Raw genomic sequence first — 15,556 nt, 5'->3', positions numbered from 1 at the left:
ATGAAATTAACAAAGGAAGACGTACAATTTATAGACAACTACCTTAAAAAAGGAGGTATTAAATATTGGGATGTACGCTTAGAAATGGTGGATCATCTGGTTTCTGATATTGAAAATTATGAAGATACTACAGATTTTGAAACCGCTTTTAATCACAGCCTTGTTAATGCTGGTTGGGGCAAAAATCTAGAGGCAGTGCATATACAAAGTTGGAAATCTACAAACAAGATTTACAGAAAAATGCATTTCGATGAAATTTTAAAACTACTCAAAAATCCAGCAACACTTATTGGTTTTATTGCGTTTTACCTCTTGTTCAATAGAATAACTGTTATTTTTTCTGAGTATATAAAGTTAGTTGCTTTTACGGTTTTACTTGTGCCAATTTTAGTGCTTTTGTATGAATCTCTTAAGACATGGAGAAAGAAGTTAGGCAAGTCGGTAAATATGCAGTATGGATTGTTCTATTTTTCTTTCGGATTGATAATGATAAACCTACCACTTCAATTACTTCCTAAGTCGTACTTACATTTATGGTTACCATTCCTTATGACGATTTACCTTTTAATGATGGCTGCTGGTTACAAAGTTTATAAATATGCTTATAAAAAGATGTTGAAATTAAAATGTCTGTAATGATGAAACTTGCCGAATCTCAAATACAAGACCTTTATGCTTTTACAAGAAAACATTATGTAGAGCATTATGATTTACAAACCGAATTGGTAGATCACCTGGCAAATGATATAGAAACCATGTGGCTAGACCAGCCAAAACTAAGTTTTGAAGATGCCAGAGATAAGGCTTTCAAAAAATTTGGCATTTTTGGTTTTATGGAAGCTATTGAAGAACGACAAAAAGCCATGAATAAGCGTTATAGATACTATTTTTGGAACGAGCTTAAACAATGGTTTAGAGTACCGCAAATATTAGCAACACTAAGTTTGTTTTGTGTGTTTTATTTGGCGTTTTCTTCGAGTTATGTTAGTGTTTTTTCTGTAGCATTTTACGTTTTAATTTTTTTATGGTGTGCCTTTAAAAGTATTCAGTTAAACAGACAATTTAGAAAGCGTAAAGAAGTTTCTAATAAAAAATGGTTGCTAGAAGAGATGATTTTTAAGCAAGCAGGTGGTATTTCGTTTCTGTTTTTATCACAGCTTTATAACGTTTTTAATATTTCTGAAGAATTTACAACTAATAGTTATGCTGTTTTTGGTTTAACATTAGTTTTTACTGCACTAACTATATTCAATTATATTAGTTTTCAGCTTATTCCAGATAAAGCTGAAGAATTGTTAAATGAAACCTATCCCGAGTTTTCTTTGTAACAAATTTGCTCTTTTAGATACTAACTTTACAAATCAACTAACCACCAGCTTATGATAAAGCACTTTCTTAACTTAGAGTGGAAACAGTATTTCCGTTCCTCATATTGGCAAAAAAGTTTAGGACTAAATGTACTATTGGTCTTTTTTGCATTATGGTTTGTTTTAATTTTTTTGAGTTTAGGCTTTGGTTTGCTTTCCATTTTTAAAGAAGTTTATCCAAATCAAGATCCATTTGTAATAGCTAACGGACTTTTATTCTATTGGCTTATGGTAGATTTAATGATGCGTTTCTTTTTGCAAAAGTTGCCAGTAATGAGTGTAAAACCGCTGTTAACCTTGCCAATAAAGCGCTCAACTATCGTGCATTTTGTGTTGGGTAAATCTGCATTGTCGTTTTTTAATTTTTTACCGCTTTTCGCTATTATTCCATTTAGTGTAATGCTTATTAAAGAAGGTTACGAAACCACTCAGATATTGCCATGGATGTTTGCTTTAATAATTGTAGTACTCATTATTAATTTCTTAAACTTTATTATTGAAGCTTTATCCTCAAAAACCGATTTGCCATTTTTGCCATTAATAGCAATTGTTGGTGTTCTGTATGGTTTAGAGTATTTTGGCATTGTATCAATGACGTCTTTGGTAGGTAATGCTTTTATGGGTATTTCTAATAATCCTGTTTTAATTGTAATTCCATTGGTGTTGTTGGTGCTGTTTTACGTCATTAATTTTAAGGCATTAAGAGCAAAATTATTCTTGGATAGTGGATTAAAATCTAAAGTAACCGAAGTTAAAGCCGCAGATTTATCTTGGACCAATCGTTTTGGAGACATTGCACCATTTATGCAATTAGATTTAAAGTTAATTTGGCGTAATAAGCGCACCAAATCTTCAGCTTTTATAATGATTATTGGCCTCTTGTACGGTTTGTTTTCTTATACCCAACCAGTATACAAAGATTCTTTATATGCTGCATCTTTTGTAGGTGTGTTTTCAACAGGTATTTTTCTTATCAATTTTGGGCAGTTTATTCCGGCTTGGGATAGTGGTTATTACAAAATGTTAATGAGCCAGAATATTAAATACGAGCAGTATTTGCGTTCAAAATTTGTACTTATGATGCTTAGCGTTGTTATTATGTTTGTTTTAGGAATTCCGTACATCTATTTTGGTTGGAAGATTTTAGTCATGCATTTTGCAGCAGCCATCTACAATATTGGTGTTAACTCGCACATTATGTTATACGGAGGTTCTTTTAATAGAAAGAAAATAGACCTAAATCAGCGAGCAGCATTTAACTATCAAGGTACAGGAGCAGTACAATGGATTATAGGATTGCCTATTATGCTAATTCCATTGATAATTTTTTCGGTAGCCAACTATTTTATTGGTTTCGAAGCCGGAGTAGCAGTGCTTATTTTAATAGGAGTTACAGGTATAGTGCTTCATAAAAAACTAATGAAATCTATTACGCAACGCTACTTGGATTCAAAATACAAAATGATTGATGCTTTCAGTCAAGACAACTAATTACACAACACAACCATGATACAAACAAAAGATCTTTCAAAAACATACAACGGAACAACTGTTCTTAATATAGAAGAATTAAACATTCCTAAAGGCCAAAGCTTTGGTTTGGTAGGAAACAACGGAGCAGGAAAAACAACGTATTTTAGTCTCTTACTAGATTTAATAAAACCTACCACAGGAAGCATAACCAATAATAATGTTGTGGTAGATAAAAGTGAAGACTGGAAGCCTTTTACATCTGCATTTATAGACGAAAGTTTCTTAATAGGCTACCTTACTCCAGAAGAATACTTTTATTTTATTGGAGATTTAAGAGGGCAGAACAAAGCAGATGTAGACGCTTTAACGTCTCAGTTTGAAGATTTCTTTAACGGTGAAATCCTTGGGAAGAAAAAATACCTTCGAGATTTAAGTAAAGGAAATCAAAAGAAAGCAGGTATTGTTGCTGCGCTTATAGGAAATCCTGAGGTTATTATTTTAGATGAGCCATTTGCCAATTTAGACCCAACAACGCAAATACGTTTAAAGCAGATTATAAAAGATCTGGCAGAAACAAGAGGCGTTACAGTCTTAGTGTCTAGCCACGATTTATTGCACGTTACAGATGTTTGTGAGCGTATAGTTGTGTTAGAAAAAGGAAATGTCATAAAAGATTTAGAAACCAATCCTACAACTTTAAAAGAATTAGAAGCTCATTTTTCTGGCAGCATGGCTGCTCAAGAAGAGGAATAATCTATCCAATTAATCAATTTTTAAAAGCTTGTGAAGATTTAAAATTTCACAGGCTTTTTTGTTTGGTCAGACTTTGTCTTTTCTCGAAAAACAATGTAATAACATCATAAATTCAAAAAGATGCTTATTTTTACCACTCAGCACACTAAATGTGCTATAATTTAGTTATCTATTAATTAAATAGAACCAACGTTGAAGCTTAGCATAAAATCCATATTCACCTTTTTATTATTGGCAATTATTGTACAGAATTGCTCACGAAAAAAGGACACTTTCATCAACAGAAACTTTCATGCTTTGGGTACAAAGTATAATATTCTGTACAATGGTAACATTGCTTTAGATAGAGGGAAACTTGCTATTAATGATGCATACACAGAGAACTTTTGGGAGTTGCTGCCAGTAGAGCGTATGCAAGTTAACGAAGATGTTTTTTTACCAGGACAATCTAAAAATGCAGATTTTGAACGTGCAGAGGAAAAGGCTATAAAAGCCATTCAAAAACACGGAATGAATATAGGTGGTAAAGAAAAAAATCCGCAAATAGACGAAGCTTATTTACTACTAGGAAAAGCAAGATATTACGATCAGCGTTTTGTGCCTGCGTTAGCGGCTTTCAATAATATTTTAAATAAGTATCCTACAAGCGATAAGATTAACCAAGTAAAGATTTGGCGCGAAAAATCTAATATGCGATTAGATAATAATGAAGGAGCTATAAAAAAATTAAAGCGCTTACTCGAAGAAGAAGAGCTCGAAGACCAAGATTTAGCAGATGCAACAGCAACGTTGGCTCAGGCTTATATTAATATCAAAGCAAAGGATAGCGCTATAGCTTTATTGGGTATTGCAGCAGAAAACACAAAGGTAAAGAGCGAAAAAGCACGTTTTCATTTTATAAGAGGACAACTCTACAATGAGTTTGAAGAAAAAGATAGTGCCAATATAGAGTTTGACGCTATTATAGATATGCACAGACAAATTCCCAGAGCATTCTACATTAACGCTCATCTTGAAAAGTCCTATAATTTTGATGCTGAAAAAGGGAACGAAGTCGAGTTTTTAGAGTACTTAACTGACTTGGAAGAAAACCGAGAGAACAGACCATTCTTAGATAAGATTTATTATCGCATAGCAGAGTTTCATCGTTATAAAGCTTCAGATAGCTTAGCAGAAGCTTATTATAACAAATCATTACGAAAAGTAACATCAGATAAGTACTTAAGGGCTCTTAATTATGAGACCGTAGGAAACATGTATTTTGATCGTAATGTGTACAAAACAGCAGGCGCATACTATGATAGTACGCTTACGGCTATGACGCCTAACACGAAGCCTTACAGAGTACTAAAACGTAAACGAGAAAACCTTGATGATGTTATTTATTACGAAGGTGTTGCTCAGGTTAACGATAGTATTCTTCATATGGTTAGTTTGCCAAAAGAAGAGCAGCTTGCTATATACGCTAAGTATGCAGAAGCGCTAAAGGATAAGGCTCTAGAAGAAGAGCAGCGTATGGAAGAGGAGAAAAAAAACAGAGAATCCACACAGCGTACAGCACTTAATTCTACAAAAGATAAAAATGTGGTGTCTGGTATGAGTCCAAGAGGATTGCCTGGTTTTTCCTCAACGGGTAGTGATAATGGTAGTAGTTTTTATTTTTACAATACAACAACCGTTGCTTACGGTAAAAATGAGTTTTTAAAAATTTGGGGAGACCGTAAACTTCAGGATAATTGGAGATTGTCTAGAGAAAAAGCAGGAATAAAAAATTCTGAGAAAACAGAAAACGTAACATCCATAACAGGCGAGGAAGATCAGTACAATCCTGAGATTTATATAGCATCTTTGCCAACTGAGCAAACTGTTTTAGATAGTATCTCTAAAGAAAGAAATTTTGCGTATTACCAATTAGGAATTATTTACAGAGAGAAGTTTAAAGAGCTTTTACTATCAAAATCTAGATTTGAAGATTTGTTGCAAAACAATCCAGAGGAGAGGCTCATATTACCTTCAAAATACAACTTGTATAAGATTTATACAGAGTTAGGTCTGTCAAACAAGGCAGAGGCTATGAAGGCAGATATTGTTACTAATTATCCAGATTCGCGTTATGCCGAAATCATACTTAATCCGCAATCCGAATTATCAAAAGATGAAAATAGTCCAGAGGTTATTTATACTAATCTCTACAAAAAATTTGAAAATGAGGAGTATGCTGAGGTTATTGCTGAGGCAGGGAAACAAATAAAGCGCCTAGAAGGAGATGACTTTTTGCCTAAGTTCGAAATTTTAAAAGCTTCTGCCAAAGGACGTCTTTATGGGTTTGAGGAGTATAAAAAAGGAATAGATTATATAGCGCTAACATATCCTAATACAGATGAAGGTAAAAAAGCCCAAGAGTTGCTTCAAAATGCTATTCCTGTTTTAGCAAAAAAAGAATTTGTAGAAGATGATAAGGCCAAGCATTTTAATGTGGTATATCAATTTGAAAACGGTTCTGGAGAAGATATCGATGCTTTTGTAAAAACACTAAACGAAGAGATTGAGAAAAAAATAAAATATTTTGACCTTACGACATCAGTAGATGTATATGATGAAAACACAAGGTTTGTCGTAGTTCATGGCCTTACAAGTATACAAGGAGCAACTGGCTTTGCTCAATTGTTACAATCAGACGAAAAAGATAGCAGAGGCAGACCAGTAAAACCAAAAATTACAAAAGATTATTTTGCTATTTCGTCTCCAAATTATGCTATTATCCAACGTCATAAAAACTTAAACGCATACCTCAAATTAGAATAAATTAATACCAAATCAACAATGTTTTCCTCAGACAATAAAAAATCTAAATACGCAATAAGTATGGAAACAAGTACACAACAAAACATCATAGCACAAGGCACCAAAATAATTGGTGATATAGCTAGCCAAGGACCATTTAGAATAGATGGTACGGTTGAAGGTAATGTAAAGACGTCTGGTAAAGTAGTTGTTGGTAAATCGGGTTATATAAAAGGAACGTTACAAGGTGAAAATGCTGATTTTGAAGGTAAGTTTTCTGGAAAATTAATTTTATCTGGTACGTTGTCTTTAAAATCTACTGCGCATATAGAAGGAGAGGTTCATACCAGTAAACTAGCTGTAGAGCCAGGAGCAACATTTAATGCCACTTGTAGTATGAAAGGTACAGTAAAAGAACTACCTAATGGAACAAAGCAACCAGAGCAAATCGCCCAAAGACAACAAGGGTAGTAAAATAAAAAACAATAAGTTTTTACAATTTACAGCAGTTGCATTTCAAATGGGAGCAACTATCTTTTTAGGTAATTATCTAGGCAAATGGCTAGACAAAAATTACAATACCAATTTTTACGAACAAGTCGTAACATTAATAGCTGTATTTATATCGTTATATTTAGTCATTAAACAAGCAATAAAAGCATCTAAAGAATGATGTTAAAAAACAGTATTACCTACGTCATAGCTTTTGCACTTCTAGGTTTTTTAGGATTTACTACACATAATTTTTATACAGAAGAATACCAGATTAACTTACCATTCTCCTTGTTAAAGGTGTATGTGTTTTTTGCTGTTTTTTCATTAATTATCTGTTTGTTACTTAATATTTTAAGTACGGTTAAAAAAATGGAAAATCAGATAGGTTTGTACTATTTGGCTTCAATTTTTTTAAAATTACCCATTTTCGGAGCAACATTTTATAATTCGATTTTTAAAATAACATTAAACACAAATCAGCGCTTATCCCTTGTTATACCTATGATGGTGTTTCTTGCTGTAGAGGTTTTTTTTATAGCAAAAATCTTAAGTAAAAAGAGTGTTTAATTAATATTAACAAAAAAGGTTTTAGTTGTTAATAAAATGCGTACCTTTGCGCCGAATTTAGCGAGCGTAAAATTTTTCAAAAGAAAAAAATGAAGATAGCACAAAAACCTATCAAGTCTTACTTACTGATTTTAATGGCGTTAACTACTTTGTTTGGTTACGCAAAAGAGCCTTCTCAATCTCATGGAGAAGGAGAAAAGGTTGATACTCCTGAGGAAATAAGAGAATACATAGCGCATCACTTAAAGGATTCTCACGACTTCCATTTTTACACACACAATGAGTCTGGTACACATTACAGTTTTCCGTTGCCAGTTATTGTATGGACAAGTGAAGGTTTAAAAACCTTTATGTCTTCAGAATTTCACCATGATGATGCTGGTCATGTTGTTGTTGAAAAAGGAGGAGTTAAGTTAACTAAGATTCATAGCAAAATCTATGAGTTAGATCAAAATGCTACTTCAGTAAATTTTGACGAAGAACACCACCCAACAAATGCTCACAGAGTGTTAGACTTTTCTATTACTAAAAGTGTGTTTGGTATGTTGTTAGCTGGTCTTTTATTGTTGTTAGGGTTTGGAGCCTTGGCAAGAGGATACAAAAGAGGACACGTTCCTAAAGGTATTGGTAGAGTATTAGAGCCTCTAGTAATTTACGTAAGAGACGAAATAGCTAAGCCAAATATTGGTGAGAAAAAGTATAGAAAGTTTATGGGCTTTTTATTGACTGTATTCTTCTTTATCTGGATTTTAAATTTATTAGGATTAACTCCATTAGGATTTAATGTTACAGGGCAAATTGCAGTAACAGTTTGTTTAGCATTATTTACTATGGTTATCTATATGTTTAGCGGAAGTAAAGATTTCTGGAAACATACATTATGGATGCCTGGTGTACCGGTAATATTAAGGCCAATATTAGCAGTAATAGAGTTGGTTGGTTTTATCGTAATTAAGCCATTCTCTTTATTAGTACGTTTGTTTGCAAACATGACTGCTGGTCACTTTGTGGTAATGAGCTTAATAGCATTAATGATTACAATGAAAGAAGCTTTTGGTCCTGTAGCATCTACAGGTATGTCATTAGTTTTAGCATTATTTATATCGGTTATTGAAATTTTAGTAGCCTTTTTACAAGCATTTATTTTTACGATGTTATCATCGTTATTTATAGGAATGGCTGTCGAAGAACACGACGACCATCATTAATAAGAATTTGTTTAATTAATATTTATAAAAATCAATTAGTATGTACAATTTAATTGGAGCAGGATTAATCGTAATCGGTGGTGGTATCGGTTTAGGTCAAATTGGTGGTAAAGCAATGGAAGGTATTGCTCGTCAACCTGAAGCAGCTGGAAAAATCCAAACTGCGATGATCATCATCGGTGCATTATTAGAAGGTTTAGCTTTCGGTGCATTAATCCTAGGGAAGTAATTCTCAAAAGAAACAAATCTAAAACAGTATCTGCAACGGTTGGTTGCAGAACTGTTTTTTAAAAAAAATTAAACAAAAAGACAAACTTTTTATATAGTTAAAAATGGATCAGTTATTAAATGATTTTTCACCAGGGTTGTTTTTTATGCAACTTATCATCTTAGTTATACTAATTGTATTATTAAGAGCTTTTGCTTGGAAACCTATCTTAGCAGCATTAGACGCTAGAGAAAGCGGTATTGAAGACGCCTTAAAAGCAGCTGAAAATGCTAAATTAGAAATGGCTAACTTACAAGCAGATAACGAGCGTTTATTACAAGAGGCTCGTCTTGAGAGAGAAACGCTTTTAAAAGAAGCTAGAGAGATGAAAGATAAAATCATTTCTGAAGCTACAAACGAAGCGCAAGACAAAGCAGGTAAAATGATTGAGCAGGCACAAGCTGCAATAGAAAGCGAAAAGAAAGCTGCAATGGCAGAATTAAAAAGTCATGTAGCAGGTTTATCAATTGACATAGCAGAAAAAGTAGTGCGCGAAGAGTTATCTAACAAAGACAAGCAATTAAAACTTGTTGAAGATATGTTAGGCGAAACCACTTTAAACTAATTATAGATGGCAGAATCTAGAGCAGCAATACGTTATGCAAAGGCAGTACTTAGTTTAGCTACCGATAATGGTTCAGCTGAAGCTGTGAATGCCGATATGAAACAAATAGCAAATGCTATTGCAGAAAATATTGAGTTAAAAGCAGTGATGTTAAGCCCTGTAGTAAGGTCTTCAGATAAAAAATCAGTTTTAGTTTCTATCTTTAAAGATGCTAATACTGCAACTGTAAACTTAATCGATGTATTAATTGCAAATAAGCGTCTTTCTTTATTAGGAGATGTTGCTGTAAAATATACGCAGTTATACGATCAGTTAAGAGAAACTCAAATTGCTAAAGTTACTTCAGCAACACCACTATCTAAAGAATTAGAAGAAAAGGTGTTAGCAAAAGTAAAAGAGCTTACAGGAAAAACTACCGAAATAGAAAACACTGTAGACGAATCTATCTTAGGAGGTTTTATACTTAGAGTTGGTGACTTACAATATGATGCAAGTATCGCTAACAAACTAAACAATTTAAAAAGAGAATTTACATTAAACTAATAGCTAAACGCTAGTAGCTAAAGACTAAATAAAATGGCAGAAGTAAAACCAGCTGAAATATCAGCAATCTTAAAACAACAACTTTCAGGTTTTGAAGCAGGTGCTTCATTAAACGAAGTAGGAACAGTATTAACTGTAGGTGATGGTATCGTACGTGCTTACGGACTTTCTAATGCACAATACGGAGAATTAGTAGAATTTGAAGGTGGCTTAGAAGGTATTGTACTTAACCTTGAAGAAGATAACGTTGGTATCGTATTATTAGGGCCTTCAAAAGAAATTAAAGAAGGAGCTACAGTAAAACGTACTAACCGTATTGCATCTATTAAAGTAGGTGAAGAAATGGTTGGTAGAGTTGTTGATACTCTTGGTAACCCAATTGACGGTAAAGGACCAATTGGTGGTGATTTATACGAAATGCCATTAGAGCGTAAGGCACCTGGTGTAATTTTCCGTCAGCCAGTAGATGAGCCAATGCAAACAGGTATCAAATCTATTGATGCTATGATTCCTGTAGGTAGAGGTCAGCGTGAGTTGGTAATTGGAGACCGTCAGACAGGTAAGACTACGGTTTGTATTGATACCATCTTAAATCAAAAAGAATTTTATGATGCAGGTGAGCCTGTATTCTGTGTATATGTTGCTGTAGGTCAAAAAGCTTCAACAGTAGCAAACATCGCAAAAACATTAGAAGATAAAGGTGCTTTAGCGTATACAGTTATTGTAGCGGCAAACGCATCAGATCCTGCACCAATGCAAGTATATGCGCCTTTCGCTGGTGCTGCTATTGGTGAGTACTTTAGAGATACTGGTCGTCCTGCTTTAATCGTTTATGATGATTTATCTAAGCAAGCAGTTGCTTACCGTGAGGTATCTTTATTATTACGTCGTCCACCAGGACGTGAGGCGTATCCAGGTGACGTTTTCTACTTACACTCTAGATTATTAGAGCGTGCGGCAAAAGTAATTGCAGATGACGAAATCGCTAAAAACATGAATGACTTACCAGAGTCATTAAAGCCAATCGTAAAAGGTGGTGGTTCTTTAACTGCATTACCAATTATTGAAACACAAGCTGGTGACGTTTCTGCATATATCCCAACAAACGTAATTTCTATTACAGATGGTCAGATATTCTTAGAGTCAGATTTATTTAACTCTGGTGTACGTCCTGCAATTAACGTAGGTATCTCTGTATCTCGTGTTGGTGGTTCTGCTCAGATTAAATCAATGAAAAAAGTATCTGGTACTTTAAAATTAGACCAAGCACAGTTCCGTGAATTAGAAGCGTTTGCTAAGTTTGGTTCAGATTTAGATGCAGCTACTTTAAATGTAATTGAAAAAGGTAAGCGTAACGTAGAGATCTTAAAACAAGCTCAAAACGATCCGTTTACTGTAGAAGATCAGGTAGCAATCATTTATGCTGGTTCTAAGAACTTATTAAAAGATGTTCCTGTAGAGAAAGTAAAAGAATTTGAAAGAGATTATATAGAGTACTTAAATGCTAAGCATAGAGATACTTTAGATACATTAAAAGCTGGTAAATTAACAGATGAGGTAATCGATACTTTAACAAAAGTAGCTAAAGACCTTTCTGCGAAGTTTAAAGCTTAATTGTCATTCCTGCGAAGGCAGGAATCTCAATATTTGAAGTTCAATTATTAAAAAAGATTCCGCATTAAGTGCGGAATGATAAATAAAAGAATGGCAAACTTAAAAGAAATACGTAATAGAATATCTTCGGTATCTTCAACGATGCAGATTACCAGTGCTATGAAAATGGTATCTGCTGCAAAATTGAAGAAAGCTCAAGATGCTATTACTGCAATGCGTCCTTATTCTAATAAGTTAACAGAATTGCTTCAGAGCTTAAGCGCTACATTAGATGCTGATAGCGGAAGTAAATTTGCAGAACAAAGAGAAGTAAAAAAGGTACTTATTGTTGCTATATCTTCTAATAGAGGTTTAGCTGGTGCATTTAACTCTAACATTATTAAGCAGGTTAATGTACTGTTATCAGAAACATATGCTGGTAAGGATGTTTCAATTCTTACAATTGGTAAAAAAGTAAATGATGTCTTTGCTAAACAGGGTAACGTTATTGCTAATAAAAGTGAAGTTTTTGATGATTTAACGTTTGACAATGTTGCAGAAATAGCTCAAATGGTAATGGATAAGTTTGTTGCTGGTGAGTACGATAAAGTAGAGTTGGTATACAACCACTTTAAAAATGCAGCAACGCAAATTGTAATGACAGAGCAATTTTTACCTATAATTCCTGTTGAGAGCGATTCTAATGAAAATTTAGATTACATCTTTGAGCCTAGCAAACAAGAAATTGTAGAAACGCTTATTCCAAAGTCTTTAAAAACGCAATTGTATAAAGGTATTAGAGATTCTTTTGCTTCAGAACATGGTGCTCGTATGACTGCTATGCATAAGGCAACAGATAATGCAACAGAACTTAGGGATCAGTTAAAATTAACATACAACAAAGCAAGGCAAGCAGCAATTACTAACGAAATTCTTGAAATCGTTGGTGGAGCTGAAGCACTTAACAATTAGTTGTTAGCCAAATGATAAACTGGCTTAGAAGCATTGAGCAACTAGGCTAAAGACATTTACTAAATAGTATAAAATCCCAGACTTTACATAAAAAAGTCTGGGATTTTGTTTTTAGGATAATTTTGAAGTTATTTACAAAAACATACTATTAAACCAATCTAAACATGAAAAAAACTCTCTTAATTTTAAGTTTTATTTTAACCTTTACTTTTGTTAGTGCTCAACATACAGTTGGCAATGTTTCTCTAAACTTTGGAGATAAAGTAGAAAATAATGACGGAAGTCTAATACATATAGCAGGTGTTGTAGATAACACTATCTACGGATTAGCTAATAAAAAGAAGAAATACTTTTTACAATCTTTTGATAACGCGACCAAGAAGTTTCAGAAAAGTGTTCTATTAGATTTAGAAAAAATAAATGGAAACAAAGTGTTTATTGAAGACGTTGCGGTTATTGAAGATAAAGCTTATGTCATGGCAAGTTATTATGACAAAAAGAATAAGCAAAACAAATTCATAGCAAAGGAGATTCTCAATAATCTAAAGTTAGGCAAAACCATTACACTTCTTACAGTAGATGTTAAAAACAAGAAGAATAGAGGAGTTTTTGTTTTTGATACCTCTTATGACAATGTAAATTATTTTGTTTCTCACGTAGGAATCATTGAAAAAGAAGAAAAATTAACCTACAAATTCTCATTATTAGATAAGAACCTAAGTTCTGTATTAAACGATGATTATTCAATGACATTTGATGATAGAAAAGACTTAGTGTTTGACTTTTCTGACTTTGCAATCAATGAATTTGGTGATGTTTTTATTTCTACAACCGAGAGTTATAGAGATAAAAAAAGTAAAACAACAGTAAACAATATAACACTTCATAGCTATCAGGCTAAGAATAACTACGAGAAAGAAGAACTAACAATAAACTTGTCTGGAAAAAAGGCTTTAAACTGTAACCTTATAGAAACAAAAGATAATAGTGTTCATCTTATAGGCTTTTATTCAGATTTAAAATCTAGTGGTAAAGCTCAATCTGGTCTTGAAGGAATTTTTGATATTGCTGCAGACTACAAAAATCAAACTATTACCAAAAAGACATTTAACGAATTTACTTTTGACGTAAAGAAAACTTTAATAGGGGAAAGAAGAGCAAAAAAGGGTAAAGATTTAAAACCATTTTATAGAAATACGCATTTAATAGAAAAGGACAATGGAGGTATAATGATATTATCAGAATACTACTTAAGAGTGGTTGGCCGTTCTTCTGGGATTGGTCCTTTAGCATTCACTCCCATTACTTACATAGCTAATGAGATTATCGTAACATCTTTAAATGAAGATGGAACTTTACAATGGAGCAACGTCGTGCCAAAAGAGCAACAAGTTACGGTGCAACAAATGAGTATTGGTCTTGCTGGGTTTGCCAGTAGTGGTAATGTAACAGTATCGGCATCTGTAATGTTTCCGTTAACTGTTTTAGGTCGTGGCCCAGAGTACTTGAGTTCAATTCCATTATATCATAATGGCAAGCTTACTTTGATTGTTAACGATGATCCAAAAAATATCGGAATTACTGATATGGATGACGTAAAGAAAGTTAGAAATGTAAATAAAATGATTCCGGTTGCTTTCATTTTTGATGAGCACACTGGCGAATTAGAGCGTGTTGATCCAGAAGATTTTGAGAAGAGACAAATTGTAATTCAACCACTAACAAACTTTGGTATAAACAATAAGGAATATATAATCTATGGATCTAACAATAAAGGATCTAGATTGGGAACTTTAAATATAAATTAAGTATATATCACTACACTATAAAAACCCAACTCATATGAGTTGGGTTTTTTGTTTACTTATCTTTAAAAACGGCAACAATAAAAGCAGTTATAATAAAAACGTATCCTAAATATAAGAACCAGACATGCTTTGCATCGTCTTTTATAATATCCACACGTCTTTGAGTAACAGGATCAATAGTATCATTTTTATCATATACCTTCTCACAGTGAGAGCAAGATAATTCTGTTGTTTTCCCATAAACAAAAGGCAATATTTTCAAAATAAACATCTTAGAAAATACTTTAGCCAATAGAGTATTTTGTTCTCCACAATGAGAACACGAAGAGTTTTTTACTTTTTCTTCTGTAATTAATCGTTTTGCTGGACCTATCATGTATTAAAAAATTATTTCTGTTAAAATAGAATATTTATAAGACTTTACAACAATAAAATATTTTTGGAAATAATATCTTACATATAATTACTTCTTATCGATTACACATGGTAATAAACGATTAAATAGAATAATTTCATATATATTGTTTTAGCAAATTTTAACCTACTTATAATGAAGAATCTAAAAAAGGCAATTTATGCCATTGTTTTTGCTGTAACACTATTTTCTTTTTTTCAATGTACTAGCACCAAAATAGCTACATCTAATTTTGAAAAACAAATACCTTTTACTGTTAAGTCTGTGGTATTTCAAGAGTGGTATGCTGGGATTAAAGTTGGTGGTACTGGAATTAATATTTTCGTTCCTGTTTATAATATTGAAGAGGGAGTTACTATTAACGAAGTTTATTTTAGAAACTTAAGAGGTAAACTTGTTAAAAATGAAAGTAAGTATACAGCTGTACTAAAGCATCCATCACCTAATTATACATTTCAAAAAGCAGAGAAATCAATAGATTACCCATTTAATCTCAAAGATGATGAGTGTGTAATAAGCTATTCAGAAAACGGACAAATCAAGTATCATAAAATAATTTCTTTAAATGAAGTGGCAGGTACCTACTACGAAAACGGTCCACCATCTATTTATGAAAGAAGCACTTCAAGTAGCATGGCTACTCTAGATGAAGAAATAGACGACAATTAGAATTATCTTAATCAATACCAGAGCCTTACTAAAAAGTAAGGCTTTTTTGTTTATCTAACTGTAGACCCATTTATAT

General features: G+C 32.9%; 17 protein-coding genes. 16 read left to right on the top strand and 1 reads right to left on the bottom strand.

Annotation, left to right across the window (positions count from 1 at the left end; all coding sequences use genetic code 11):
- The 15 genes from P7122_RS04785 to P7122_RS04715 all read left to right on the top strand — a co-directional run bounded on the left by P7122_RS04785 (position 1) and on the right by P7122_RS04715 (position 14,396).
- Positions 1 to 636, top strand: coding sequence for a hypothetical protein (locus P7122_RS04785; protein ID WP_278004639.1), 636 nt, complete (start codon positions 1 to 3; stop codon positions 634 to 636).
- A complete protein-coding gene (locus tag P7122_RS04780) occupies positions 636 to 1,328 on the top strand; it encodes a hypothetical protein (RefSeq protein ID WP_278004638.1) in 693 nt (230 codons plus the stop codon). The genes P7122_RS04785 and P7122_RS04780 overlap by 1 nt, the downstream gene beginning before the upstream one ends.
- Before the next feature lie 51 nt (positions 1,329 to 1,379).
- A complete protein-coding gene (locus P7122_RS04775) occupies positions 1,380 to 2,858 on the top strand; it encodes a DUF5687 family protein (protein ID WP_278004637.1) in 1,479 nt (492 codons plus the stop codon).
- A gap of 15 nt (positions 2,859 to 2,873) precedes the next feature.
- Entirely contained in the window at positions 2,874 to 3,593 is a 720-nt protein-coding gene (locus P7122_RS04770) for an ABC transporter ATP-binding protein (protein ID WP_278004636.1), read from the top strand.
- A gap of 192 nt (positions 3,594 to 3,785) precedes the next feature.
- Entirely contained in the window at positions 3,786 to 6,398 is a 2,613-nt protein-coding gene (gene porW, locus P7122_RS04765) for a type IX secretion system periplasmic lipoprotein PorW/SprE (protein ID WP_278004635.1), read from the top strand.
- An 18-nt stretch (positions 6,399 to 6,416) separates the two neighbouring features.
- On the top strand, positions 6,417 to 6,848 hold the full coding sequence (locus P7122_RS04760; protein ID WP_278004634.1) for a bactofilin family protein: 432 nt from the start codon (positions 6,417 to 6,419) through the stop codon (positions 6,846 to 6,848).
- A complete protein-coding gene (locus tag P7122_RS04755; RefSeq protein WP_278004633.1) occupies positions 6,802 to 7,050 on the top strand; it encodes an AtpZ/AtpI family protein in 249 nt (82 codons plus the stop codon). The genes P7122_RS04760 and P7122_RS04755 overlap by 47 nt, the downstream gene beginning before the upstream one ends.
- Entirely contained in the window at positions 7,047 to 7,439 is a 393-nt protein-coding gene (locus tag P7122_RS04750; RefSeq protein ID WP_278004632.1) for a DUF6168 family protein, read from the top strand. The genes P7122_RS04755 and P7122_RS04750 overlap by 4 nt, the downstream gene beginning before the upstream one ends.
- A gap of 89 nt (positions 7,440 to 7,528) precedes the next feature.
- Positions 7,529 to 8,647, top strand: coding sequence for a F0F1 ATP synthase subunit A (gene atpB / locus P7122_RS04745; RefSeq protein ID WP_278004631.1), 1,119 nt, complete (start codon positions 7,529 to 7,531; stop codon positions 8,645 to 8,647).
- 40 nt (positions 8,648 to 8,687) lie between these two features.
- Positions 8,688 to 8,876 (top strand): ATP synthase F0 subunit C, encoded by a 189-nt coding sequence (gene atpE / locus P7122_RS04740; protein WP_004569351.1) that lies wholly within the window; start codon positions 8,688 to 8,690, stop codon positions 8,874 to 8,876.
- A 103-nt stretch (positions 8,877 to 8,979) separates the two neighbouring features.
- Positions 8,980 to 9,480, top strand: a complete 501-nt coding sequence (locus P7122_RS04735; RefSeq protein WP_278004630.1) for a F0F1 ATP synthase subunit B — start codon at positions 8,980 to 8,982, stop codon at positions 9,478 to 9,480.
- A gap of 6 nt (positions 9,481 to 9,486) precedes the next feature.
- Positions 9,487 to 10,023, top strand: coding sequence for an ATP synthase F1 subunit delta (atpH, locus tag P7122_RS04730; RefSeq protein WP_278004629.1), 537 nt, complete (start codon positions 9,487 to 9,489; stop codon positions 10,021 to 10,023).
- Positions 10,024 to 10,056: 33 nt separating this feature from the next.
- Entirely contained in the window at positions 10,057 to 11,637 is a 1,581-nt protein-coding gene (atpA, locus tag P7122_RS04725) for a F0F1 ATP synthase subunit alpha (protein ID WP_278004628.1), read from the top strand.
- Positions 11,638 to 11,727: 90 nt separating this feature from the next.
- Entirely contained in the window at positions 11,728 to 12,588 is an 861-nt protein-coding gene (atpG, locus tag P7122_RS04720; protein WP_278004627.1) for an ATP synthase F1 subunit gamma, read from the top strand.
- 164 nt (positions 12,589 to 12,752) lie between these two features.
- A complete protein-coding gene (locus P7122_RS04715; protein ID WP_278004626.1) occupies positions 12,753 to 14,396 on the top strand; it encodes a hypothetical protein in 1,644 nt (547 codons plus the stop codon).
- A gap of 52 nt (positions 14,397 to 14,448) precedes the next feature.
- Here the strand turns inward: P7122_RS04715 and P7122_RS04710 are convergent, their stop codons facing one another.
- On the bottom strand, positions 14,449 to 14,772 hold the full coding sequence (locus P7122_RS04710) for a hypothetical protein (RefSeq protein ID WP_278004625.1): 324 nt from the start codon (positions 14,770 to 14,772) through the stop codon (positions 14,449 to 14,451).
- Positions 14,773 to 14,946: 174 nt separating this feature from the next.
- Here P7122_RS04710 and P7122_RS04705 point away from each other — a divergent pair, with 174 nt between their 5' ends.
- Positions 14,947 to 15,480, top strand: coding sequence for a hypothetical protein (locus P7122_RS04705; RefSeq protein ID WP_278004624.1), 534 nt, complete (start codon positions 14,947 to 14,949; stop codon positions 15,478 to 15,480).
- Positions 15,481 to 15,556 lie beyond the last annotated feature (76 nt).

This window comes from Winogradskyella marincola (genome assembly GCF_029624125.1).
Taxonomy (GTDB): domain Bacteria; phylum Bacteroidota; class Bacteroidia; order Flavobacteriales; family Flavobacteriaceae; genus Winogradskyella; species Winogradskyella marincola.
Note: the sequence above shows the minus strand (reverse complement) of the source record. Positions and strands in the feature narration are given on the sequence as shown.